The sequence below is a fragment of the Magnetococcus marinus MC-1 genome, assembly GCF_000014865.1.
GTDB classification, from domain to species: Bacteria; Pseudomonadota; Magnetococcia; order Magnetococcales; family Magnetococcaceae; genus Magnetococcus; species Magnetococcus marinus.
The window spans coordinates 2,924,121-2,947,917 of the sequence record NC_008576.1; the positions used below are offsets into that span (position 1 = coordinate 2,924,121).

At 54.6% G+C, this 23,797-nt stretch carries 23 protein-coding genes; 9 read left to right on the top strand and 14 right to left on the bottom strand.

From position 1 onward, the window contains the following. Nucleotides 1-27: 27 nt before the first annotated feature. Both MMC1_RS11770 and MMC1_RS11775 read left to right on the top strand, forming a co-directional pair. Nucleotides 28-894: an endonuclease/exonuclease/phosphatase family protein gene (locus MMC1_RS11770; RefSeq protein WP_011713914.1), complete on the top strand. Its 867-nt coding sequence runs from the start codon at nt 28-30 to the stop codon at nt 892-894. A 95-nt stretch (nt 895-989) separates the two neighbouring features. After that, nucleotides 990-2,054: a glycosyltransferase family 4 protein gene (locus tag MMC1_RS11775; protein WP_160162704.1), complete on the top strand. Its 1,065-nt coding sequence runs from the start codon at nt 990-992 to the stop codon at nt 2,052-2,054. A 93-nt stretch (nt 2,055-2,147) separates the two neighbouring features. On the opposite strand, the gene msrA is transcribed toward MMC1_RS11775, so the two are convergent. Continuing rightward, complete coding sequence (gene msrA / locus MMC1_RS11780; RefSeq protein ID WP_011713916.1) at nt 2,148-2,774, bottom strand: peptide-methionine (S)-S-oxide reductase MsrA; 627 nt, start codon at nt 2,772-2,774, stop codon at nt 2,148-2,150. A gap of 256 nt (nt 2,775-3,030) precedes the next feature. Next, nucleotides 3,031-4,002: a tetratricopeptide repeat protein gene (locus MMC1_RS11785; protein ID WP_041641199.1), complete on the bottom strand. Its 972-nt coding sequence runs from the start codon at nt 4,000-4,002 to the stop codon at nt 3,031-3,033. Between the two features lie 302 nt (nt 4,003-4,304). Here MMC1_RS11785 and MMC1_RS20175 point away from each other — a divergent pair, with 302 nt between their 5' ends. The 3 genes from MMC1_RS20175 (at nt 4,305) to MMC1_RS11800 (ending at nt 7,600) form a co-directional block, all read left to right on the top strand. Continuing rightward, a complete protein-coding gene (locus MMC1_RS20175; RefSeq protein ID WP_011713919.1) occupies nt 4,305-5,759 on the top strand; it encodes a response regulator in 1,455 nt (484 codons plus the stop codon). A 645-nt stretch (nt 5,760-6,404) separates the two neighbouring features. Then, nucleotides 6,405-6,611: a hypothetical protein gene (locus MMC1_RS11795; protein WP_041641200.1), complete on the top strand. Its 207-nt coding sequence runs from the start codon at nt 6,405-6,407 to the stop codon at nt 6,609-6,611. A 392-nt stretch (nt 6,612-7,003) separates the two neighbouring features. Beyond that, nucleotides 7,004-7,600 (top strand): SIS domain-containing protein, encoded by a 597-nt coding sequence (locus MMC1_RS11800; protein ID WP_011713920.1) that lies wholly within the window; start codon nt 7,004-7,006, stop codon nt 7,598-7,600. Nucleotides 7,601-7,636: 36 nt separating this feature from the next. Here MMC1_RS11800 and MMC1_RS11805 read toward each other — a convergent pair whose 3' ends face one another. After that, the gene (locus MMC1_RS11805) at nt 7,637-8,743 is read right to left on the bottom strand and encodes a YibE/F family protein (protein WP_041641201.1); all 1,107 of its coding nucleotides are present in this window, start codon (nt 8,741-8,743) and stop codon (nt 7,637-7,639) included. 937 nt (nt 8,744-9,680) lie between these two features. Between MMC1_RS11805 and MMC1_RS11810 the strand changes: the two genes are divergently transcribed. After that, nucleotides 9,681-10,241, top strand: a complete 561-nt coding sequence (locus tag MMC1_RS11810; protein WP_160162705.1) for a helix-turn-helix domain-containing protein — start codon at nt 9,681-9,683, stop codon at nt 10,239-10,241. A 197-nt stretch (nt 10,242-10,438) separates the two neighbouring features. On the opposite strand, the gene MMC1_RS22380 is transcribed toward MMC1_RS11810, so the two are convergent. Next, nucleotides 10,439-10,564 (bottom strand): hypothetical protein, encoded by a 126-nt coding sequence (locus MMC1_RS22380; protein ID WP_265101269.1) that lies wholly within the window; start codon nt 10,562-10,564, stop codon nt 10,439-10,441. 37 nt (nt 10,565-10,601) lie between these two features. On the opposite strand from MMC1_RS22380, the gene MMC1_RS11815 reads away from it, so the two are divergent. The 3 genes from MMC1_RS11815 to MMC1_RS11825 all read left to right on the top strand — a co-directional run bounded on the left by MMC1_RS11815 (nt 10,602) and on the right by MMC1_RS11825 (nt 13,552). Continuing rightward, complete coding sequence (locus tag MMC1_RS11815) at nt 10,602-11,732, top strand: hypothetical protein (RefSeq protein WP_011713924.1); 1,131 nt, start codon at nt 10,602-10,604, stop codon at nt 11,730-11,732. Nucleotides 11,733-12,079: 347 nt separating this feature from the next. Then, on the top strand, nt 12,080-12,532 hold the full coding sequence (locus tag MMC1_RS11820) for a response regulator (protein WP_011713925.1): 453 nt from the start codon (nt 12,080-12,082) through the stop codon (nt 12,530-12,532). 30 nt (nt 12,533-12,562) lie between these two features. After that, nucleotides 12,563-13,552 carry a CobW family GTP-binding protein gene (locus tag MMC1_RS11825; protein ID WP_011713926.1) on the top strand — a complete coding sequence of 330 codons (990 nt, stop codon included), beginning with the start codon at nt 12,563-12,565 and terminating at the stop codon, nt 13,550-13,552. Here MMC1_RS11825 and MMC1_RS11830 read toward each other — a convergent pair. From MMC1_RS11830 to MMC1_RS11870, 10 genes are all read right to left on the bottom strand, one after another. Beyond that, nucleotides 13,512-14,150, bottom strand: coding sequence for an Hpt domain-containing protein (locus MMC1_RS11830; protein WP_011713927.1), 639 nt, complete (start codon nt 14,148-14,150; stop codon nt 13,512-13,514). The genes MMC1_RS11825 and MMC1_RS11830 overlap by 41 nt on opposite strands. Beyond that, the gene (locus MMC1_RS20180) at nt 14,147-15,232 is read right to left on the bottom strand and encodes a response regulator (protein ID WP_049757673.1); all 1,086 of its coding nucleotides are present in this window, start codon (nt 15,230-15,232) and stop codon (nt 14,147-14,149) included. The genes MMC1_RS11830 and MMC1_RS20180 overlap by 4 nt, the downstream gene beginning before the upstream one ends. Next, the gene (locus MMC1_RS20185; RefSeq protein ID WP_011713929.1) at nt 15,136-17,670 is read right to left on the bottom strand and encodes an ATP-binding protein; all 2,535 of its coding nucleotides are present in this window, start codon (nt 17,668-17,670) and stop codon (nt 15,136-15,138) included. Before MMC1_RS20185 ends, MMC1_RS20180 begins: the two co-directional genes overlap by 97 nt. Before the next feature lie 52 nt (nt 17,671-17,722). Then, nucleotides 17,723-18,805, bottom strand: a complete 1,083-nt coding sequence (locus MMC1_RS11840) for a transporter substrate-binding domain-containing protein (protein ID WP_011713930.1) — start codon at nt 18,803-18,805, stop codon at nt 17,723-17,725. A 77-nt stretch (nt 18,806-18,882) separates the two neighbouring features. Next, nucleotides 18,883-19,503: an acetyltransferase gene (locus tag MMC1_RS11845; protein WP_011713931.1), complete on the bottom strand. Its 621-nt coding sequence runs from the start codon at nt 19,501-19,503 to the stop codon at nt 18,883-18,885. Nucleotides 19,504-19,506: 3 nt separating this feature from the next. After that, on the bottom strand, nt 19,507-20,133 hold the full coding sequence (locus MMC1_RS11850) for a D-sedoheptulose-7-phosphate isomerase (RefSeq protein ID WP_011713932.1): 627 nt from the start codon (nt 20,131-20,133) through the stop codon (nt 19,507-19,509). A 132-nt stretch (nt 20,134-20,265) separates the two neighbouring features. Further along, a complete protein-coding gene (locus MMC1_RS11855) occupies nt 20,266-21,063 on the bottom strand; it encodes a sulfite exporter TauE/SafE family protein (RefSeq protein WP_011713933.1) in 798 nt (265 codons plus the stop codon). A 79-nt stretch (nt 21,064-21,142) separates the two neighbouring features. Next, nucleotides 21,143-21,886, bottom strand: a complete 744-nt coding sequence (locus MMC1_RS11860) for a DnaA/Hda family protein (RefSeq protein ID WP_011713934.1) — start codon at nt 21,884-21,886, stop codon at nt 21,143-21,145. Continuing rightward, a complete protein-coding gene (locus MMC1_RS11865; RefSeq protein WP_011713935.1) occupies nt 21,886-22,449 on the bottom strand; it encodes a CDP-alcohol phosphatidyltransferase family protein in 564 nt (187 codons plus the stop codon). Before MMC1_RS11865 ends, MMC1_RS11860 begins: the two co-directional genes overlap by 1 nt. Further along, nucleotides 22,446-23,654, bottom strand: coding sequence for a DUF2066 domain-containing protein (locus tag MMC1_RS11870; RefSeq protein WP_041641205.1), 1,209 nt, complete (start codon nt 23,652-23,654; stop codon nt 22,446-22,448). Before MMC1_RS11870 ends, MMC1_RS11865 begins: the two co-directional genes overlap by 4 nt. Nucleotides 23,655-23,797: the final 143 nt, after the last annotated feature.

Sequence of the window (23,797 nt, forward strand, 5' to 3'; positions counted from 1 at the left end):
TCATCAAAAAAACCGGGGGAGCATCCCATGTCTGCACAAAAAAACTGTTTCCATCTCAATACCATGGCAGGGGGAGATGGCAGGGGTTTTTGGCACCACATTTATATCCACTACGGCATACACTACAAACGACCGCTGCAATCCTTTACCGAACAACTGCTGGGCATGCGCATGCCCTTTAAGTGGCGCAAACGTTCTTTAGAAGAGCGCCGCAAACGTGTTTATAGCAAGTTATCACCCCAACGGATTATCGATCAACTCCAACACCTTAATCAAGATGAACCCATGGATGTGGTCGGCTTGTGCGAAGTGTTGCGTTCGCAACAACCGCTCTACGTCCAGGCTTTGCGCACCATGGGTTTTAAAACCATTCACACAGCGCTGGGACACAAAGCCAAAGGGGTAAAAGAGCACCTTAGCGTCATCCTAGCCACCCGTGAAACCAGCGAAGCGGTTGCCATTCCCCACCCTTTTCCCTGGGCTAAAAAAATTGGCGGCGGCGGCGGGGCAGTGATGGCACGGGGCAGCGAGAGCGGCACAACCTATTTTTATGTGCACCTTTGCACCACAGAAAAGCTCACCCTCTACCAACACCATTTAAAAACCCTTAACCACAACATGCTGAGCGTACCCAGCGAGGCCCCCTTGATCCTGATGGGGGATTTTAATGTTCCGCTGCATCGCTTGCAGCATGAGGTACCCAGCCTGCAAAATTTTACTGACTGCATGAACCAACCCAAAGCCCCCACCTTTCTACAGTGGTGGGACCGCCGTTCTGTGGACCATATCTTGGCCCGGGGGTGTTATCCCCAACCAGAACAGGGGCGCGTTATAGCCACCACCTTTCAATCGGACCACGCCGCCGTGAGCAGCCGCTTGGTGGCCGCCAACTAAGGGGCTGCATGGGGGTATTTTAACGGCCATCCTCCGGCCCCAACCCTTTCTCTTATTTGAGTATCGACCTTGCCATGCGCCAAACCGAGCCCCATATGGAAAACCCGAATCCTACCTTTGGCCGCAACAAGCGGATTCTTATCGCCACCGACGCCTGGGACCCCCCCCAGGTAAATGGTGTTGCGCTAACCTACCAGGACACAGTGGATCAATTGCGGCTGTGGGGGGACCACTTAGAGGTTATTCATCCCCGCCGCTTTGAAAAAAAATGGTTCACCCTCAAAGGGGATAATGTGGAGATGATTCGCGACCAAGGGTTAACTGCCCGCTTGATCGAGTCGTTTCAACCCGAGCATATCCATATTGCCACCGAAGGCCCCATTGGCATGGCAGCCTGTCGCTATTGCCGCAACCACCATTTGGCCTTTACCACCACCTACCACACTCAGTGGCCTGAGTATGCCCAACGTCGCAGCCGTGGGCTGATCTCCAGCAACTGGGTCTATCCCTTGATGCGTCGTTTTCATAACCGCGCGGCCTGCATTATGGCCACCACGCCGCCCATGGCAGATATGCTTAAAGAAAAACAGTTTAACACCCGCATTGCCTTGTGGATGCGGGGGGTTGACACGCAGCTTTTCCGGCCCCGCCCTGCCACCGAAAAGCCAGAGATTTTACGCCACGCAAAGGGGCCGATCTATCTCTATGTGGGACGTTTGGCCCGCGAGAAGAATTTGGATCCTTTTATTCATGCCGATGTGGCGGGCACCAAGGTTTTGGTGGGGGAAGGTCCTGACCAAGAGCGTCTTCAGCGTTTGGGGGGGAACACTCTGTTTGCGGGGTTGCAACGGGGGGAGGCCTTGGCCCGTTTTTATGCCGCGGCGGATGTCTTTGTCTTCCCCTCACTCACAGACACCTTTGGCAAGGTGTTGATTGAGGCTCTCGCCAGTGGCACCCCTATAGCGGCGTTCCATCATTTGGCACCGGCGTTTGTATTGGGTCAATCTGGAGCGGGGGTCATGCATGATGATCTCAAAATCGCCATGCTGGCGGCACGCCAGATTGATCCCCTGCTCTGTTTGAAACGGGCGGCGGATTTTTCCATTGCCGGGGCAACAGCGCAATTTCGTAATAACCTTGTACCCTGCGCAGCGGGTTAAAAAACCGTGCGGCCCACCCGCTTACCAAGGTGGACCGCGCTACGGGCAGGGTTTTACCGATCCAAAATCGGTTCGTCTCTAGGTAAGCAGGGTCTAAAACACCACCCCAGTTCCACCCAGCCCGCAATAGCCGCCTGGGTTTTTAGCCAAATATTGTTGATGATACGCTTCTGCGTAATAAAAGGGGGGCATGGGTAAAATCTCTGTGGTGATGGTGCCTAGACCCGCACCACTCAAACGCTGCTGATAGGCATCCCGGGTTGCCAAGGCCAGGGCCAGCTCCGCCTCATGGGCCAGATAGATCCCCGAACGGTATTGCGTACCCACATCGTTGCCCTGCTGCATCCCCTGGGTCGGATTATGCGCCTCCCAAAAGAGGCGCAGTAGCCGCTCTAAATCGGTCTGTTGCGGATCATACACCACCAACACCACCTCATTATGGCCGGTCTTATTGGCGCACACCTCCTCATAGGTCGGATTGGGGGTATAACCCGCAGCATAACCCACCGCCGTCATGTGTACCCCTGGCTGCTGCCAAAAGCGCCGTTCCGCACCCCAAAAACAGCCCATCCCCACCAGCAGTTGCTGCATCCCCGGCCATGGCCCACGCATAGGGGTTTTCAACACCCAATGTTGATCCTCTACCGGCATGGGTATTCCACGCCCAGGCAGGGCCTCTTGGGGGGCAACCATCGTAATTTTTTTCTTCATAAACAGCATGGAAAACACCTATTAACCATTAAGAGAGGGGGGCTCATGCCAAACGCCCAAAAGCCATGCATACAGAGGTTCACCCCTACAGCCCACACACAACCCATGTCTACCAACGCCTAACGACACCACGCCCACCCGGATCAAACCGCTTTGGCTCAGGCGGGAAAGCAGGCCGAAACAGCCCTGCCAAACCGAGTTGCTCAACCACTCCGACACCGCCATCCTTGAAACGTTCCCCCCACACACAACCTGCTCATACCATTTACTCAAGCTGTTTGAGCGCCCTCACATGCCCCTGTTTGGCCGCTTTACCCAACCACAACTTGGCCTCTGCGGCATCCTTGGGCACCATGTTCCCCCGCTCATACAACATGCCTAGATCATATTGCGCCTCGGCCACACCCCGATCTGCCGCTTTACGCAGCCAAACCAACGCCTCTTGCCGCCCATCGGTTCCAGAGCGGGGTGACATTAATGCCCGGGATAGATTATGCATCCCTGGGGCATAACCACCCATGGCCGCTTGGCGTAACCAGCGCACCGCTTCACGCATATTGCGTTTGACCAACCGCCCATTGGCCAAATGCACCCCTATGGCATTTTGGGCAGGCGGCAATTTGGCCAGCGCCGCCTTTTGCAGCAACCGCAAACCAGCATGAATATCCTGTGCGCCACCCTTGCCGCTTAACAGCAACATGCCCAACCGATAACTACCCATGGCATACCACACATTGGAGGCTTGCTGGTGGGCATCCCGCGCCCCACGCCAAGCCGATTTGGCCTCCAAAATGCGCCCCAACTGGTAGAAATACCTGCCTTCTTTGGGTGCGTTTTCCACCATCTCGCGGCAAGCTGACTCCGCATCCCCTATGGTGGTCGGCTCAAGCATAACGCCTGGACTAACCCGCTGAGGATCATCGGGCGAGGCGGCCAAACGGTCGCAAAGATTGGTGGCCGCCGCATCCCCCCCCACCCCTGCCATGGGTTTAGGCGGCGTGGCAGAGGCTTGGGCAGATACAGTCGTCGAGATCGCGGGCGACTTGGCTGCGGCTTGTTGGGGAACGCGCGGGAGAGTCCGTTCTTGCCGTGGCTGCGCCGTAGCGGCCAACGCAGTAGATCTGGTATCCTCAATCACAACGATCTTGTCACGAGGTGCTACCGTGCGTACCAACATCAATGCCGCCAGTATCACCAGCAGGCTCGGAACCAAGGGAAGTCGAAAGGGGTGTGCCATGCCATTCAATCCATGGATAAACGTGAAAAGAAGTAGGTGATGACTACTCAGTACCATCACCGCAGCAGCCTACCAACGAACAAGGCAAATTTTGCACTCAGCCCCGCCCTGCCAACAGCCAAGTGCTTAGAGTAACAATATGCGGCACAGCATGAAAGCCGCCTTGGAGGCGACTTCTTTGTAAATACCGTTTTATTTTTTTGTTCCTTTTCCAAAAAAACTGTTGCAGATTGTACAGATAGTCTTACCAAACCCTATTATAAACCGCACTTTTTATCCCTTTTTAGCAGGATGAATGGACCATGCCGCCGCCCCAAGTAACCACCTCCTACTGGTTAGCCACGGCCCTACAAGCTGTCGATGCCCCTTGCCTGCTGCTTAACACCGATCTGCACTTACTGGGTTGGAACCATGCGATGGTGGCTTGGCTGGTGCATTTACCCGACCTCTATACTAACACCACGCTGAGCGATCTGCTTGCACCACAGGATAAGCAGGTGCTCTACCAAGGGCTACAAACGCTACGCGAGGGGCGCCATTTTACCGCGAAGGTCGAAGGGCTCCATTGGTTAACGGAAACAGGACCCAAGCAGGTTACCCTGCATTTTTCCACCATGGCCACCCAAAACGGGTTGCCGCCCATGATGCTCTGCCATCTTCTGCTCACCCAGGAGGGCAATCCGTCACCCAAAGAGCGCCACACAGCAAGCCAACTCAGCGAGCAGGTTGGTCGCTTGGAGCAGGCTCTAAACGACAAAAACCATTTTTTCACCCTGATCCAGCGCAATCTACGCGAACCATTGGCAAGTACGATCAATTTATTAGAGGCCATTAATGCGGAACAGTTATTGCCCCGCGACCTGCATGAAGCCTGCGCCCAAGCGCAGCTCAATCTCAACACATTGGTGGAGATGGCCGGCTATCGCAATCGCTCCAGCCATCAACCTGCGGATGCCCTTAGCCCCGCTTTTGGCTATCTTAACACCCATCATTTAATGCAACGTGTGCTCCGCAGTTTGGCCAACCTTGCGCAAGAGCAGCACATTACCGTACTCAACCAGATAAACCCAAGTCAGCGCCTACACGGAGACCCCTATCTGCTCGACGAAGCGCTCCGCCACCTGCTTACGTTGGCAATGGATCTGAGCAGCAGCGGTGACACCCTGCATATTCTCCAAGTCGGATCAAAACTTTCATTTAGAAGCCTAGGCTTAGCCAAGCACATACCCGGCTTGGAACAGACCTTATTGCGACCGACGGACCCCAACAGACAGGGAACCATCACCGAGTACGACACCCATTGTCGGGCCATTATTGCGGCCCATAAAGGGGAGATTCGCTTTAGCACACTCCCTGCGTTAGGGGGAGAAATCGCCATTCTCCTACCCCACACCGATCCTGTCGTGTTACTGGTGGATGATAATGATGCCGAACGCATGCTCTTGCGCAAACCCCTTGAGGAGATCGGTCTACAGGTGTGCGAAGCCAAAGATGGCCAAGAGGCCCTGGAGATGCTCGGGCAACAGCACGTGGATATGGTCCTGACGGATGTGCGCATGCCTCGCATGGATGGTTTTAGCCTATTGCGGCAGATCCAGAGCAACCCCCTTTATGAATCCATACCAACCCTTTTATTAACCGTGGATCAAGAGAGTGATAGCCGCACACAAGCGTTTCAACTTGGTGCCGTGGATTTTGTCAATAAACCCATCCAGTTTCATGATTTAATCCCCCGCATTAGACGCTTTTTGGGGTGACATGATGATGCTTTTTAGCCCCGCTCACGGGAGGGCAAACGCCCAGGGAGTTAAGCGATGCTCATCGACTTTTCCACCCAAAGCCCTGGTGCCATTTACCATTTAATGACCCAGACTTTAATCCCACCTCCCATCGCTTGGGTATTGAGCGAAAACGAGAATGCCGCGATTAATTAGCCCCCTTCTCCTATTTTACCGGCAGTACCAGCCCCCCTCTATTGATGTTGTCGGTGGGCAAAAAGAGCGATGGCAGCCCCAAAGATAGCCGCTTAACTCTTTTGCAACGTATTTATTTTCCCGTACATATTCCGCGCACCCATCAGGCTATGCAGGTGAAAGCCAGCGCAGTTCCTCTGCCAGCGGGGGTATCTGAAGTTACCCACCCCGCAAACCCTCTTATTTGGGCAAATCCACGCGTGCTATGTGGAAGAGAGCCTCATCACCCACGACAGCCAGGGGCGTCTGACCGTAGCAGCCCAGCAGGTAGAGCCTCTAGCTCGTCTGGGAGCGGGCTTTATAGGCGGCCTGGTGCACCTTTTCCTGCCCCACATCTATAATGTTACAGGGCAGTGGGAACCCTTTTGTGCGCATGGGCTCTGAATAGTGGAGTGTTGGCATTTTCACCTTTAATCAAAGGATCGCGGCATGGCATTTATGAATGATGAGCTACCTGAACAGGTCCGTGATCTGCTGGAAGGGCAAGATTACCAGCAGATTAGCGAAGCCCACAAAGATCAGTTAGTAACCCTCATTCAGCAACGCTTGGGCCGCATGAAATGGGTGGATGAACATGTTATTGCCACCGATTTAATGTTGCTGCAAATGGAAAAGCCCGAGCTGTTTGACAGCTAAACCCAGCGTCACTCAAGCTGCTCCACATCCCAGCTCTGACCCTTAGGTGGTGTGCGGCTTGTTACCCATGCCCCCGTGTCACACCCTCCGCCGTTTGGCCCCCTTGGCATGGGCCAATAAGGTAAGCTGGCACATCCTTAAAGACGGTCCGGCTCAAATCACCCAAGCAGTGATGCCCTTCGACCCAGGGCCTAGACAGCGCTCTCCTTGATATGTATCACGATTTTTTCCGCTTCGACCCGCCATATGGGCGAAAGCGACACGGCCATAAGCAACGATTGTGATAAAAACGCGAGGAATCCCCCATGAAAATGGGTTGATTTATTGCCCTCCTTCTGCGAAGTTGGCACTGCATTGCCCCCCACAGCGACGATGATGACAAAGGCAACTCGATGTCCGCAACGGTTTCCCACTGGTTGGATAAGCTGCAAGAGTCCCTACAACAGACCAACTGCCACCTCCAAGGCCGTCCCTGCTCACGGCAGCGTGGCTTTGAGCGCACGCAGCAGCTGCTGGAAAAACAGCAACAGCAAAGTGGCCAGATATGGTGGATTGGCAATGGCGGCAGCAACGCCCTGTGCAGTCATTTAAGTCAGGATATGATTAACAAGCTGGCCTTGCGTTCCCACACCTTTAGTGATGCCAGTTTGCTTACCTGCATGGCCAACGACAATGGCTATGCGGCGGTTTTTTTGGAGCCCTTAAAAAAGTTGGCCCGCCCAGGTGACCTGCTTATTGCCATTTCCAGCTCGGGCAACTCGGAAAATATTTTATGCTGCGGCCAGTGGGCCTTGGACAATGGGCTGGATTTAATCACCCTCTCTGCCTTTGCCCCAGACAACGCTTTGTGGCAACTCCCGGCACAGGTGGCTTTTCACCTACCCTGCACCCTTTATGGGCATGCTGAGGTCGGTCATGAGGCACTGCTGCACGGCATCATTGAGACGCTCTGGCTTAACCAGCACCGGCAGCCCACCCCCCAGCCATAGAACAACGTCGAGCAGACCCGGCCAAAAAAATATGGCTCAGGGATTGCCGCGTAGCGGCTTCGTCCGCCCCAAGCGGGGCTGTTGGGCATATTTACGGGCGGCCAACCAAGTGGTAATGGGCAGGGCCAATGTCAAAGCAAAGCCGCCACTTAGGGTACGCACCAGCACCTCTTGCACCACTTGGCTGTTAAGACTGACCCAGAGGGGTAGGCTTTGGTCGTAAAGTGCTAAAATCAGTAGAGGCAAGCCCGCTCCTACGTAGGCCAAAGCCAGGGTATTGATCATCCCGACCAGATACTCCCGCCCCGCTAACAGTGACGCTTGATAGAGCTCTATGGTACCCATGCGCGGGTGATTGAGCGCCATATCTTCCACCACGGCCGCTTGTGCCCAGGTCACATCATCCAGCACGCCGATGCAACCCAGCAGGATCGCTCCAAGAAACAGCCCCCGCATATCCAAATTTTTCAGCACCCCAAAGTTGCTGTAAAGCCCCACTTCACTGCCTGCACCATCCAAGCCTAAGATCCAAACCGTTACCCAGGCAAAGAGGGCAGCCGTGAGCAGCGCCAGCACCGCCCCTTGCGCGGCGATGGCACTGCGCATGGTCACGCCATGGCCCACCACGATGAGCACCACAACCAGCAAGATCGCGGTACCCAAACAGAGCCAAAAGGGGTTCCAACCTTGCAGCAGCAGTGGGGTCATAAAGACAAAAATGGTCGCCAAGCTAAAGCCCATGGCAAACAGCGCAAAAGCGCCATGAATGCCACACACCAGAGCCACCACCACCAAGAACAGCACACCAATCAACCACCAGCCATGACGCCGGTCTTGATCAAAATAACTGCACTGTTCACCATTGCAACTCAGGATGATAGAGTCCCCCACATTGAGCGTTTGGGGCATCAACTCTGGCGTTGCGGGATCGGCAAACAGCTCAAACCCAGTGGGCACACCTTCGTCTTGGAGCAGTGCCTTAACATGCCAGCTCTGCACCTGTCGTTCGGGGAGTTTACCGGTTGAGGCAATCTCAACCACCACCGCAGCCTGATAGCGCCCCTCACTAAAGAGGTCTGCTTTAGCCTCAGCAGGCCACCCCCATGCCAGCACCATACAGAGCCAAAATAAGCGTTGCATCATTCCCCACTCCACCGACCTATACATTACCATTAACCCTTTACCACCTCCAACAAAACACCCCGGCAACAAAACACCCTGGCAACAAAACACCCTGGCAAGCGGCACCCCCATGCCCTCTGTTACGAACGTGGGGGGTTAACATAGCATGTAACAGCTTGGTAACGCCATATGTACCGCATCCCCACCCCACCAGCGCCACGCAAACACCCCCGCCTAAAAGGCCATCCGCTGGGCACCTGGCACCCCCATGCTCATTTTTTACCAATGAATAATTTTTATTATATTTATCTGACACTTTTTCCTTGAGTTTGGATGCTGTGCTGGGTTGGAGCCATCCATTTACCAATTTTTTAGATCGTTAACAAACCATTAAAATAGTTACCAAGCGCCCCGCCCCTTGGGATGATGCCAAAACCAGCGCTGCCGGCTACCCTTTAGAAATCGTTCACAAGGCTCATGATCCGCATACTCTCTATTTATTTCATCATGTTAGCCTGTTTATAACGAACCTAAAAATCGCAAACACCACGTTAACCTAGCCAAACGAGAGGTTGATTCAGCCCACATACACCTATCTTATATGATCTATGACCAACAACAAACTTGTATCAGAAATTCATAACGATTTAATAAAAATCTAATGATTGATATTTTTTCTTTCTCACTGGCCGCCAATGGTGTACAAATGAGATAGAATGCGATCAAGGTAGCGTGTGGGAAATGATGCAGCTACTCGTACGGGTATCCTGCCAACGACCGCCTCGGATCGGTCGCTGGCCGTGAAATACTCTTTTCATTTTCAGGTATGCCAGTAGCTCCACCATTCATGTGGCGATCATTTATCGCACACGATATCTCTATAAAACGCATTGAGCTATCTGCTTACAGCGGTAGCCAAAAAAAGCTCATTCAAACCCCTTTTAATAAGAGCAAGCATATGAAAAAATCGAGTTCTCTAACCCTTACTCAAGACCCCAAACCTCATGCTCTCAACGGCCATATGGTCGGTTTAGGTATGCGCATTGCCCAAGTGGCCGAGGCTGTTGGCGGCAAGAAAAAGCTTTCCGAACTGATTGATATTTCCGAGGCCCACCTCTACCGCTACATTTCGGGAAAAAGCCAGCCAACCGTCGGCCCACTATTGGCCATTGCCCGTGCCGCCAATGTCTCCATTGATTGGTTGGTAACGGGCGCCGTTCATCCCCTGAACACCCCTTTTAACAAGTCAATTTCCAGCTCAGGGGGGCGCGGCAACAAGCAGGGGAATGGCGTCAAAGGCTATCCAGAAATTGACCCTCAAATGCTGTTGACCACCCTGCAATCGTTGGAAAACTACACACAAACCCAGGCTCAAAACCTACGACCGGGTGTGCTCCATGATCTGCTCTTGGCGGTTTGTAAACAGCACGTGGACCGACTACGGGCCAGCGCAGGCATAAACAACCCGCACCAGTTAGACATAAAAGCGTTTGAAGAGACCATTCGGCTGGCCTTGTAAGAGGGTCTCAACCCCATAGTCGGTAAACCGTGCGCCCTGCGCACAACGTTTCTATTTAGGTATGCAGGGCGCTCTAGACGCAAAGAACGTGACCCAGCCCCTATAAACGAGGCTGGGCGGAGGGATCTAAGCAACCAAACCCGCGTCGCCCCCAAATTGGGGGGCACCTGGTCACCCCCAAATTGGGGGGCACCTGGTCACCCCCAACAGATTTGACCAACCACCGCCATGACATCATTCCATAGATTTTTGGGGTTGAACGGGGTTTTGGCAAACAGCATCTCCCCTTTACCAAAGCGTGTTGTTTTTAAAAACAGGCGCATGATTAACCTTAGCGCTCCGTTCCATTAGAGGCTCTTTATGGGTGATCATGAAATTCTTCTTTTTCCCAAAGCGGCACCACCCAGCATTGCGTTCTCTCGTCAGCAGCGTGCTACGATTCTGTTATTAACACCCGCATCCCCCCCCAAAGCGCCCTACTTTTGGTTTCGTCTGCTCAGCGCCCTCGAATACGCCCTTGCTCAAGCTGGTTGGCAAACACTGCGCTGGACAGCCCCCCCCACCAGCACCACCGCACCCCTATGGCATACTGGCCAATTACAACTCCAAATGGCCTGGAGCAAACCCCCAGCATGGTGGGAAAACCACACACAACAGCCGCCGCTGCGCTTACGCTTGAAGCTACAACAGGGTGCATGGCAACTGCTTGACTTAACCACACGCCAACCGCTTTTTACCTGTTTGGTTAACCAAAGCAGCCAAGCTACAGAGCTTGTTTTCCAGCATATTACCCAAGCTTTACACCAGCAACAGCAGCAACAGATTACCCAACAGATGCAGCACCTTATTCCACCGCAAAAAAGCGACACCTACCCCATGCATCCCACAGAGGGTATCCATCAAACCCTCGCTAAGCTGGATCAAGACCTGCACAGTTTGGGACAACAACTTGAACACCTGCTTGAGAGCCCTCCCCACCCCCTCCTGGAGGATCGCCACCGCCCAGGCCGCCAAGCCTTACTGCGTAGTTTATTGCATGAAGTACAACATGGCTTAAATCGCTTTGGCAAACTCCAATCCCTCCTAAAAAGCCACTTGAGCCATCTCCAACGAGACGCCCCTAAACAGCACCTGCACAGTTTGCTGGCCGATGCCATTGGTCACTTGTCCCAACGGTTACCCAAACGCATTTTGTGGTCCGATACATTGCACCACTTCCCCCCCCTACCCGCGACGGAACAATTGGGGCAACGCCAGTTGCAACTGGCGTTAAGCGCACTGTTTCATCATGTTGCCCCCCACGGTGAGGTTGCCATACAAGGCCAACTGCATGCCCATGGTATCCTGCTTATTCTATCCGGTTGGCCAGACCGCGCGCGTTTTCTGGAACCCGAAGCACTGCCTTGCAACCTGCATCAGGAGGGCATACAACGCTTCGATTTTGGCGCGCAAGGCCTGCACTACGCGATTTTTTTCCAAACCAGCCTCTAAACGTGCCCGCCCGCCATCCAGACATCGGGCCACGGCTTTGGTAATGGTTTAGCCGTTCCAAGCCCGCACCCTTTTTTTATCCCCCTCCTTCAACAGGTGGCCGCCGCGCAGGCTTCATCCGAGGAGAGCTCTCCTATTGGGAAACGACCATCTGGGGCGCCACCGCCATGCCTGCGGGGATCGTTGCTGGTTTATGTAAAAAGCCGCAAACCAGCACCTTGTCGCGATTTTTTACTGATCACGTTGTCACAATCCGCTACACTAACACCCTGTCGTTCTAACGGCTAAGCCCGCAGCCAAAGGCTGCGACATGGACGCCCTTATCCACCCCCACGAAGGCCCCCTCCATGAATCGAGTTGATGAGAAACAGGCTATTTTGGTTGTCGATGACAGCCCTGCTAATATTGAAATCATAAAAGGCACCCTGGTACCCGAGTTTACCATTCTCGCTACCCTAAACGGCAATTCTGCGGTTAAAATTGCCGAAGCCAAGCAACCTGATCTTATTCTTTTAGACATCATGATGCCCGATATGGATGGCTATGAGGTATGCCGCCGACTTAAAGCCAATGACCAGACCAACCGTATTCCGATTATCTTTACTTCGGCCAAAAATGCCATTATGGATGAGGCTAAAGGGATGATGTTGGGAGCTGTGGACTATTTAATTAAACCCCTTGAGCCCAAAATATTAAAAGTACGGGTTCAGGCGCAGTTACACCAACAACGCCAATGGCGCATACGTGAACATCAACTGCTTGCCCGCATTCACGAGTTGGAGTCTACCCAACGCGGGTAATCTAAGCCACCGACCACCCAGACACGGACCATGACCACGACCCCTGTTACGGTTTTGACCGGCTTTCTCGGCAGTGGCAAAACCACGCTACTCAACCATATTTTGAGCCATACCCCACATAGGCGGGTGGCGGTGATCGTTAATGAGTTAGGCCGTATTGGTATTGATCAAGATTTAATTATGCAAACGGATGAAGATCTTTTTGAACTGAGTAATGGCTGTCTCTGCTGCTCCATGCGGGGGGATTTACTCAACACCCTGCAACGGCTCCAACCCCGCACCGGGCAGATTGATCATATCCTTATCGAAACCACTGGCCTAGCGACGCCCGGCCCCATTGCCCAGACCTTTTTGCACGAACCCTTTCTTAAAACCCACTACCGTCTCGACGGCTTTATTACCCTCTGCGATGCCCTACATCTACCCCAACAGCTCCAACGAAGTCGTGAGTGTCAGACTCAAGTGGCCTTTGCCGACCTGCTCTTAATCAATAAAATTGATCTGGTGGCCGACCCCAGCGCAGCCTTGGCCGCCCTTCGCCCCTTCAACAACCATGCCCCCTATCTGCTGGTGGAACAGGCTCAAGCGCCTTTGGCAAAGCTGCTGGATTTGGGCGGATTTCAGCCCCATCGCCAAGAGATCCACCCCCAACAACCGCCATCCACCGACACCACCCCTCTGCTGTTCCATGGGCAACCCCAGCATGGGCCAGTGCGTGCCGTCGCACTGACGCTAGAAGGCGCCATTGATGCCCCGTTGTTTATCCGCTGGATCACCCGGCTGTTGGCCTTGCAAGGGGACGACTTACTGCGCATGAAGGGAATTTTGCACATCCATGGGCAAGCCACCCAACACATTTTCCAAGGGGTGCATCATGTGATTGAAGGTCGCGAGGGCGCTGTTTGGGGCACTCAGCCAAAGATAAGCCGCATGGTCTTAATCGGCTATCATCTTGATGAAGCCCAACTACGGCAGGCTTTTATGGAGTGTCGACAGCATGATCCCGCAACCACCCTTTAAGCAGCTCAGCCGCCTGTTCAAACTCATATATATTAAGCAGATCCAACACACGCTGTAATCCATGATCGACGGCCAATTGGGTGTCGCTGTGCAGCAGCTGCTGCAACTGCTCTCCGGCCATAGCATCATAACCTTCGACAATTTCTAATACCTGCACTAGGCGCTCTCGCTGGCGTGGCAAAATGGCACCTACGGCGCCCCCTTCAACCACTGTTTTGGGGCTGATAACCGCCAAAAACCGATTCATTTCTAGCGCCAATTGCTGCTGCATCGCGGCAAACGGATCGGCATCGGGCAGGCCCTTTTTCAGGGCACCATCCAATACCTCGGCCGCATGTTGCAATGAGACCGCCCCCACCGCCGAAGCTCCCCCTTTGACCGTATGCACCAAACGCTGCAAAGCGTCATAGGCACCACGCTGCCAGTGGCTTTCTACAAGGGCGATGGTCTGTTGATGCTGACGCTGAAAAACCGCCAATACCCGGATCAAACGTTCAGTATTGCCCCCCGCATAGTGCAGCCCCAACGACAGATCATAGCCGGGGGTTTGGCGCAGCGTCTGCAACAGCGGCTCTTGCTCATCTTGTTGGGAAATCATGCCGAAAACACCTCCGTTACCCGCTGCCTGACTTGCTGCATGCGCACTTCAGCCAAGGCAAAATCAAAACCGCTCACCGCTTGCATCACCTCTGACAGGGGCTCTATTAACGGGGCGGGGGGCGAAGCGACCAACATGCGCGCCACCAGATCTTCTGCCTCCGCATTATAATCTTCAATAAGTTTCTGCAAATGCTCCAGTTGTTCTTGCCAGTCATAGGCAGCACCATCCCCAGGCATGGTTTCACTCTCTAGGTACGCCAACGCCCCAGGGGATGCCAATATCTGAGTAAGGGAGCGTAACACCAGCGCCAAGGCTGCCTCCATATCTTCCAAAACAGCGAAGCTGGCGAGGCTGTCCCTTGGGCTCGATTCTTGTTTTTGTCTTATACTTAACTCCAACTGTTTGGCTTTTTCTTGCAACAGGGTCGCCCCAAGCGTACCCGCAGCCCCCTTTAGGGTGTGGGCCAAACGTTGGGCATCTGCCAAGGCCCCGAGCTCTAACTGCTGCCGTATACGTGCCACCACATCATGTTGTTCCTGCTTAAACCGCTGCATCAGCTTGCACATTAAAGCCACCCGACCATCGGCATAAAACAGCGCTTGGGATAACGCAACCCCAGCGGGATGAGCAGGAAAACCTTGCAGGCTTTGCTGCACGAGTTGCTCTTGATCCGGCGGATCTTCCCGCAGCTCCAGTTTGGACTCTAACCCCAAATGGGTCGCCAACAGACGAAACAGCACATTAGGATCCACCGGCTTGGGCAGGTGATCGTTCATACCTGCTTCATAACAGCGGCGCACTTGGTCTTTCATAACATTGGCACTAAGGGCAATAATGGGCAGATCGTGCAGACCCGGTTGTGCGCGGATGAGCCGTGTAGCCTCATAACCATCCATTACCGGCATTTGCAGATCCATCAACACGGCGTCAAAACGGCTTACCTGGACCAAATCCAGCGCCTCTTGCCCATGCTTGGCGATGCTCACCTCGGCCCCAGCCCCTTTGATGATTTCGCTGGCAACCAATTGATTAACCTCATTATCCTCGACCAATAGCAGATGCAGGCCGTGTAAATCCATATGCATCGTCGGGTTAGTTTCTGGGCAGCCCCATCGTCATCCTGTTGGGGGCAGAGAATCGCTGTCAAGCCACTCTGCAACGCCGCAGGATAGATGGGCTTAAACTGCAACACCCCTACATCTAAGCGGTCCGCCGCCCGGATCAAGGCTTCTTGAGTAACGGGCACAATGACCAAGGTACGCCGCAAGGCCTCATCACCCCCCAAACGCTGTAGATCTTGCAACACCGCCAACCCCGTGGCGCTGTCCTGCTCGGCGCTGAAATTCAGCACCACCACATCAAAGGGATGCCCTTCATCCCGTGCCTGATGGCACTTTTGCATGCCCTCATCCAGCCCACAGGCCAACTGCACTTTGAGTGAGAACGAGGCGATCATTTCTCTTAAAAATCCACGGGAGGTGGGATTATTATCCACCAACAAAGCCCGTTTATCTTGCAACGCCCAGGTCAACATACAAGGGGCCAAGGCCCGCTCAGGGTCATAACGAAAACATGCGGTAAAGTGAAAAGCGCTGCCCTGCCCTAGGCTACTTTCTACCCAAATTTTACCTTGCATCATCTCCACGAGCCGTTTGGAGATGGTTAACCCCAAGCCTGTCCCCCCAAACCGTCGGGTGGTTGAGCTATCTGCTTGGGTAAACGAGTGGAACAGCCGCTCCAGTTGGGGTTGACTCATCCCCATACCGCTATCCCTAACGCTAAAATGCAGTACCACTTGCTCCTCCAGATAGCGATCCACCGCTACCTGCACCACGATATCCCCCTCTTCCGTAAACTTAACGGCGTTACTGGCAAGATTGATCAATATCTGCGACAGACGCAGGGGATCCCCCCTCAGATAGGTCGGCACACTGCGGGGCACCCCATAGACCACCTCTAGCCCCTTTTCATGGGCCTTTTGGGAGATCATGGTCGAAAGATGGTCAAAAACACTCTCTAGCTCAAAATCGGTCTCTTCCAACACCAAACAACCGGCCTCTACCTTTGAGAAATCCAGAATATCATCGACAATGCGCAGCAGCGAACGGGCTGCCCCCTCCACCTTGGTCAAATAGTCCCGCTGTTTGCTGTTGAGATCGGTTTTTAGACAGAGCCCCGTCAAACCGGTAATGGCGTTCATCGGGGTACGAATTTCGTGGCTCATATTGGCGAGAAACTCACTCTTGGCCTGGGCTGCCTGTTCGGCGGCCTCTTTGGCCCAGCGCAAGGCCCGCTCCCGCTGATCAATCAGCGCAATAAAGTAGGCCAACCCTTGGCTAATACGGGCAATTTCATTTTTTCCGCTTTGTCGCACTGTGGAGCGGGTATTCCCACGTAGATGCTCCACAATCGCGCTGTGTAGCTGATCCAGGGGCACCACCAAGCGCCACCGCACCATCATCACCCCGATCACGATGGCCACTAACGCCACTGCGGCAATGCCTCTAAGATGCTGTGAACTCTGTTTAGCCACCTCTTTGACTTGGGCGGTTTGTCGGCGCACATCGGACCGCACCAGATCAAACAAACGCGCCACGGTTTCATTAAACTGCGAGGCCAATTGCTTGTTACGTTGCAGCAATCCTCGCTGTTTTTTGAGCACATCCAACGCCTCTAAACGCAATTGAAAGAGATTGGCAGGACCTTCCAACAGTTCATGAATGGCATCAAAAAAGGGCGCCAGCTGCTCCGACTCCAGATGCAAGCTATCGTAGTAGTCATGGGCTAACTGGTGGGCATCCATCACCCGTTTTTGCAACCGTTTAAGCCGCCCACGGGAGTCACTTTGCATCGCCGAGTGCAAAATCGCGCTCATGCTGTGAAAGGTCGCCCCAAAAGCCAAGAGATTTACCTGAAATTGTGGGGTTTGTTGGGTTTTCACGGTGGGCAACAGACGGGCCAGCGACTCATCATTACGCTGCAATATTAACATTTTTTCGGCAAGTTGCTGATCAAGAGCAATGCGTCTGGCCACCACACCATCAAGCGCATAGAGATTATCCAGCAGATCATCACGGTGACTGATAACCGCTTTTAGATAGCGCCCCCGCTCTTCATCCGCAGCGACCCGCTGCATTTTTTTGACCCCCGAGATGGAACGGGCCAACAGACGTTGCCAATCCATCAATTGGTCCATTACCGCCATGCGGGAAAAATCATTTTTAGCCGCCGCCAAAGCTGGGGCCGCAGCCGCATGGGCGGCGCTCTCATTGGCCAACTCAGCGGTGGCCACTAAACTTTCCAGATCCGTTGTCACCATATAATCGACACGGCGCTGCATATGCTCAAAGGCACTCTCACTAAGCAGCAGTGCCGACAACACCAAACCCGACAAAACCACCAGCATAAGCAACATCTGCACGCCCACACTGCGAACCAAGCGCAAAGGCCCAGGGTCTGGTGGCAGCGTAAGGCTTGGGCTTGACTCTTGGCTCTCTTTTGGCGCTTGCTCAGCCATTTTGAGCACCCCAATCAAGACGCTTTACTCGACCCCAATCTCGCGAAATCATTTATTGGAAAGGTGGCACATAGTGCAACCCCCCCTTGTACCACAACCCATTATAGCCTCGACGCACCCCCAACTGAGCCAATGCCCCTAAGTTACGTTGATAAATCTCTTCAAAGTTACCCACGACCCGTATCACCCGCCGCATCCATTGGGCATCCACCCCTAACGCTTGATGGGCATTGCCCACCACCCCTAACAGATGCTGAATTTCACGATCTTCAGTGGTCCCCGCCAATTTATCCACATTATCCCGCGTAACCCCCTTATGTTCGGCCAATAATAGCCCCTGCACCAACCAACGAAGCAGTGAAAACCACTGTTCATCGCCTTGTCGCACATACGGCCCCAAGGGCTCGCGGGAAATAATATCCTCTAAGATATGATAAGCCCCCTGCTCGCCCCCCCGCACCAATTGTTCCGAGGCTAAAACCAACCGATCAGAACTAAGCATGTCGCAATTACCGCTAAAAAAACTCTCGCGCATGCGCTCCAACGTGACAAAACTGGTCAGGGTAAAGTGGGGGTAGTGCTGGGCCAACAGTGCTTTAAGATTGGTTAGCGAGGTGGTACTATCCAGCACACAAATATTGGCTTTATCGTAGGCGCTCAAACGGGTGCGCCCCTGTTTAAGGTGGGCCAAAAAGCCCTGGCCATCAAAGAGGTAAGGGGTAACAAAACGGACCCCAAGTGCCGTTTCACGCGTCAAAGTCCAAGTACTGTTGCTCATGAGCACATCATAGGCATTGCCCTTAAGTGCTTCATAGCGTAGATGTTTATTGACCTCAATGATCTCCACATCTTGGGTGGTCCCCAAGAGCGCCACCCCCAAGGCATGGCACAGATCCACCATAAAACCGCGCCACTCCCCATCCCGATCCATCGCCGACATGGTAAGGGTGTTCTGTTCCACCCCGCAGCGCAACACGCCTCTATCCTTTATGCCCTGCACAGTGCTACCAAGGCTTGCGGCCTCCCCACACCAACCCGCTTGGGGTAGCCAACAGGCGATCCACAGCAGCGCCAAAACCACACCCAACTTGCGAACATTCAAACCATATCTAAACTTTATAAAAGTAAAATTCATTCTATAGGCACCCTTAAATTAAAGAGAAATATTGACGCCAAACCCTGCCCCAAACTCAGCCACCAACCCCCTCAAGCTCACCCCAGCAAACGCGCAGGCACCCCCACCACCCGCGCCCCATCGCCTACGCCATGCAGTACCACCGCACCCATGCCCACCGTCACATCGGCACCAATACGCACCACCATCTTGACCACTGCGTGCATACCCACCAGACTCCGTGCGCCAACCTCTACCCCGCCACCCAACACCGCACCGGGGGCAATCTGCACCCCATCGGCCAGCTGGCAATCATGTTCCACCACCGCAGCGGTATTCACCACCACCGCCTCCCCCACCAGCGCATCCACCTGCACCACCGCCCGCGCGGCCACAAAACTGCCCGCGCCAAGCCGCGCCCAAGGGCTAACTGTGGCCGCAGGATGAACCACCGTAACCGCACGTAACCCCAACGCTACAAAACGCTGGTGCAGTCTGAGGCGTAAGGCGTTATCCCCTACCCCGACAATGAAATCACCGTGGTGGCCCCCCTCACGCTGTGACACCCGCTCCTCAGGCAATACCGGCCACGGTCCCACCTGATAAGGGGCGGAGCAGCGATCCAACAAGGTAATGGTACGCCACCGCCCCACCAGCGCCGCCGCATCCGCCACCACTTTGGCATGCCCCCCCGCGCCCACCACATAGAGTTCAGGCATCGCCTATCCTTCCGCTTCAATATAGCCTTGGGTCAATAAAAACTCCTCGGTCAGCTCCATCAGCACATGCCCTGCGGTAATATGCATCTCTTGCACCCGGCCCGTCTCTTTATCCGGCACCACCAACGCATGGTCACACAGGGCTAAAGCTGGGCCACCATCCCCCCCCAGCAACCCCATGGTAATCAACCCCTGCTTACGCCCCTGCTCCAGCGCATGCAACACATTGGGGGAACGCCCCGAGGTGGTAATGCCCAGCAACACATCCCCGGCCACCCCCAAAGCTTGCACCATACGCCCATAGTAGGCTGCGTAACTGTAATCGTTACCACAGGCGGTCATGGCAGAGGCATCCATGGCCAGACTCATAGCGGGCAAGCCGGGGCGATTGATATGAGAGCGCAGCCGCACCAACAGCTCAGCCGCCAAATGCTGGGCGTCTGCCGCTGAGCCTCCATTGCCACATAGCAGCAGCTTGTTACCAGCAGCCAAGGCGTTGGCAATAACCTGACCCATGCTGGCGAGCTGGGCCATATAGGCTCCCTCCAGCATGCGTGCTTTAAGCGCCAAGGAGCGTTGGAACAGATCCCGCGCATAGCGCTCTGCCTGCTCTTGGGTCGATATAGGCATGACAGGACTCCTTATCTTTTTTCCACTGGGCTTGATTGAACGCCACGCAACGGTTGCGAGCCCTCCCCATGAGCAAGCCCATCACACCCATGGCTAAATCACCTTAGCAAGGGGCAAGGGAGCAAGCCCTCTTTACCCCATCAACATTTTCACCCCCACCAGCAGCAAAAACAGGCCAAAGCCCCGCTTGAGCTTAACCCCATCCATGGCGTGGGCCCATTTAACCCCCAGCGGGGTGGTGAGCAAAGTCGCCGTGATGATCCCCAAAAAGACCGGCCACGCAACAAATCCCACACACCAATCGGGCCGTTGCGCGACCCCCTGGCCCGCCTGCATAAACCCAACGGTGCCAAACAGCGCCAAGACCAACCCCATGGCCGAAGAGGTGGCAACCGCCCGCTGCATCGACAACCCAAACAGCAGGCTTAGTGTGGGCACCGACAGGGTACCCCCGCCAATACCAAACAGTGTGCTAATGCCCCCGATCACCCCCCCTATGAGGGGGCGGCTCCAACGGGGCCAGTGCAGCCCAGCCCCACCCCCATCCCGGCTGGCGGTGAGCATTTTAAGCCCCACCGCCATCTCAAACAGGGCAAACAGAATGCGTAGATGCTCACCCGCCATCCAGGCCGCCAGCCATGCCCCACTCCAAGCCCCCAACAGCAGCCCCGGAGCAAACCACCCTACCATAGGCCACAACACCGCACCCTTTTTATGATGGTGCCAGGAGGCAGAGATGTTGGTCACAATAATGGTCGCCAGCGAGGTCGCCACCGCCATCTGCATCACCACCCCGGTATCCACCCCATACCAAACAAACAGCAGCAGCAGGGTTGGCACCAAGACAATGCCACCCCCCACCCCAAACAGACCGGCAACCACCCCGGCAAACAGTCCCGCAAAGGCCGAAACCAACACCAAATAGAGCATTTTAACCCTTTCACCCCACAGGCTAGACGCCTCCTCGCCAGCCCGCTATGGTGCCTTGACAAAGGGCGACCCACACACCCTACAGACCTAACACCTCTTTAGCTAAGGGTACCGTCAGGGCGCGCTGCTGTCGCAGCGCCTCCTCATCCAAGCGCTGGATGGTCTGCGCAAAAACCGGCACACTGCGGGGCAAGCGTAACAACAAAAAATGGCGCACCGCTTCACTCAGGCGCAGTTGCCGGTCAGCCGCCATTTTATCCATAATCTGCCCCAAGGCGACCTCATCGGGCTCATCAATATGCAGCACCGGCCCCCACAACAACCGCGAACGCAGATCATCGCGCAAACCGCTCATCGTGCTCGGATCCTCACGCCCAGCCCCTAATAGATGCCCCCCCGCCACCCGCAAACGGTTGTAGAGGTAGAGCACCCCCTCTTGCAAACCCACCGCATGTTCCAACAGCTCCAACTCATCAATGGCAGCCAAACGACAACTGCCATAGCGGTCAATAAAGCGAGATAGCAGCGCCTCGCTATGGGCTTTTGGTTGATTTTCCAAGTGCTTGGATAAGGTTGCCAGATCCAGATAAACCGCAGCATGTTCACCATATTGGGCCCGCACCGAAGCCACCGCCGCCTGTAAAAGATGGGTCTTTCCCGCCCCGGCTGCGCCGGTTAAGATTAACCCAGGCACCTTGGCCGCTTCCAACTGACGCACCCCATGGATGGCGATGGTATTATGCGCCCCCACCACCAGGTTCTCCCACGAGAGTACCGGATCCAGAGGAAAAGCGATCAACAGTTGCGCTGAACCTGTGTGCATTATTCCCGTCCACCAAAAAAACCGGTTGTCACCCCATGCCCCTCGGCACGATGGCTCCAGGACCAAATATAGGCGACACCAGAAACCACCGTGGTCACCATCACCACCCACACCATGATCGCCACCCCCCCCTCAAACCAACCATAGTTGTGATGGGCCATGGCCATCCCTAACACCATGATTTGCGCCGCTGTATTAATTTTGCTGATAAACAGAGGCTCCATTTTTAAATCCCCGGTGGTGATCTGGTAGAGGATGGCTCCGCCAATAATAATCAGATCCCGCGTAACCACCAGCAGGGTTAACCATAGGGGCATTTGGTGGGTCCAAGTTAGGGTGACAAAGCCCGCAATTAGCAGCATTTTATCCGCAAGAGGGTCCAAAAAACCGCCCAACTCCGTTACCTGCCCCAACCGCTTGGCGAGGTAGCCATCCAAGGCGTCGGTGATACCCGCCAGCACAAAGATCCATAACGCCCACTGCCCATGCCCTTCAAAAACGCACCAGATAAATATGGGTACCATAAAAATCCGGGCAAACGAGAGCAGGTTGGGCAGGTTCATCTGCCACCCCCGACGCGACCGGCAAAGGGGTCGTTGAAAGGGGCTGGAAAACTTAATGGACTCAACGCCCAGTACCCCTCGGCCAACTGGACCTGCCAGCCCGCCTTAACAATGGCCCGTTGCAGGGCACTATCTTCGCCCTGATAATCCAGCTCCAACACCACGCCCCGGTTATTCAAGCCACTCACCCGCAAAGCGGCCACTCCAGCCTGCTCCCGGAGCTGCTGGGCCAACTGCGCATAGCGCTTAAGATCCATGCGATGCTCCACCTCCAGCACCAATCGGTGGCGCATGCTGGAGCGGCTGGCGTGCTGATTGATCCAGGCTTCTTGAAACTGTACAATCAGCTGTTTGGCGATCTGATCGGCATGGCAACGCTCCGCATCCGCTTGATCGGCCGCATAGCTGGTGGCCTGCCCCAGGCGCTGCTGGGCCGCAAGCCCATTGCCGCCATGAATAATCTGTCCTTGGCTTTGAAAAAAGGGGGCATCAAACAGGTCGACGGGGGGGTTGCGGTAGACCTGACCATTGACCATCCACACCTGATTAACCCCATAGCGCTGGGCCACCCAACGGTAAAGCCAAGGATCGCCCGCAATAATTTTATCGGGTTTAAGATTGACCATATCCACCGTATCTTCCAACGGTGTAAAGATCTGCATGCCAATCTGCTCGCCGTGAAACTGGACAGCTTCCATCAAAGCGTGATCAAACGCAGAGACTTTATCGCTATCCCGCTGCATGGTAATCAACAAAATGGGGGGAAAGGGCACCTCGGAGTAGTTGACCCCCTGCCCATCGAGGCGGCTACGCACCTGCTCGCGGGAAAAAGTGACCGAGAGGATAAGGTCTACGGCGCTCCCATCGGGTTGCCACTTTTCGCTGTTGACGGTTATGCGCTTGGTCAGTTTATCCACATCTTTATATAGCCCTCGTAAAAAATCATGCTGCTCTTGGCGTTCTGACAGACCAATCATGCGGCTAAACAGACGATCCAGCGCAATGCTTTTACCCCGCCACAGTCCCACCGCCCGGGGGCTGCTCTGCTGCTTAGGCAGCGGCAGTGTCACCCTGACCCGGACACTTTCTACCTGATAGATAGAGCTATCTTGCTGCTGGGCCTGTAGCGGCCTTGCCGTCAGCGTTACCAGCAGGGTAAGCGTAAATACAAGGGCAACCAGGCCCGTTTGCGGAGTCAATTTCATCAAGAACATGCGCTTCCGGTCCATCAAGAGTGGAATCGTGTTGCGAGAGCCACAGTCGCAGCTTATAATCGCCCCAAGCCAACGTCTGCTGAACGTCTGTAACCAAGCCCCGCGTGTTGGGGCGTTCGGCGTTGCAGCGTAGC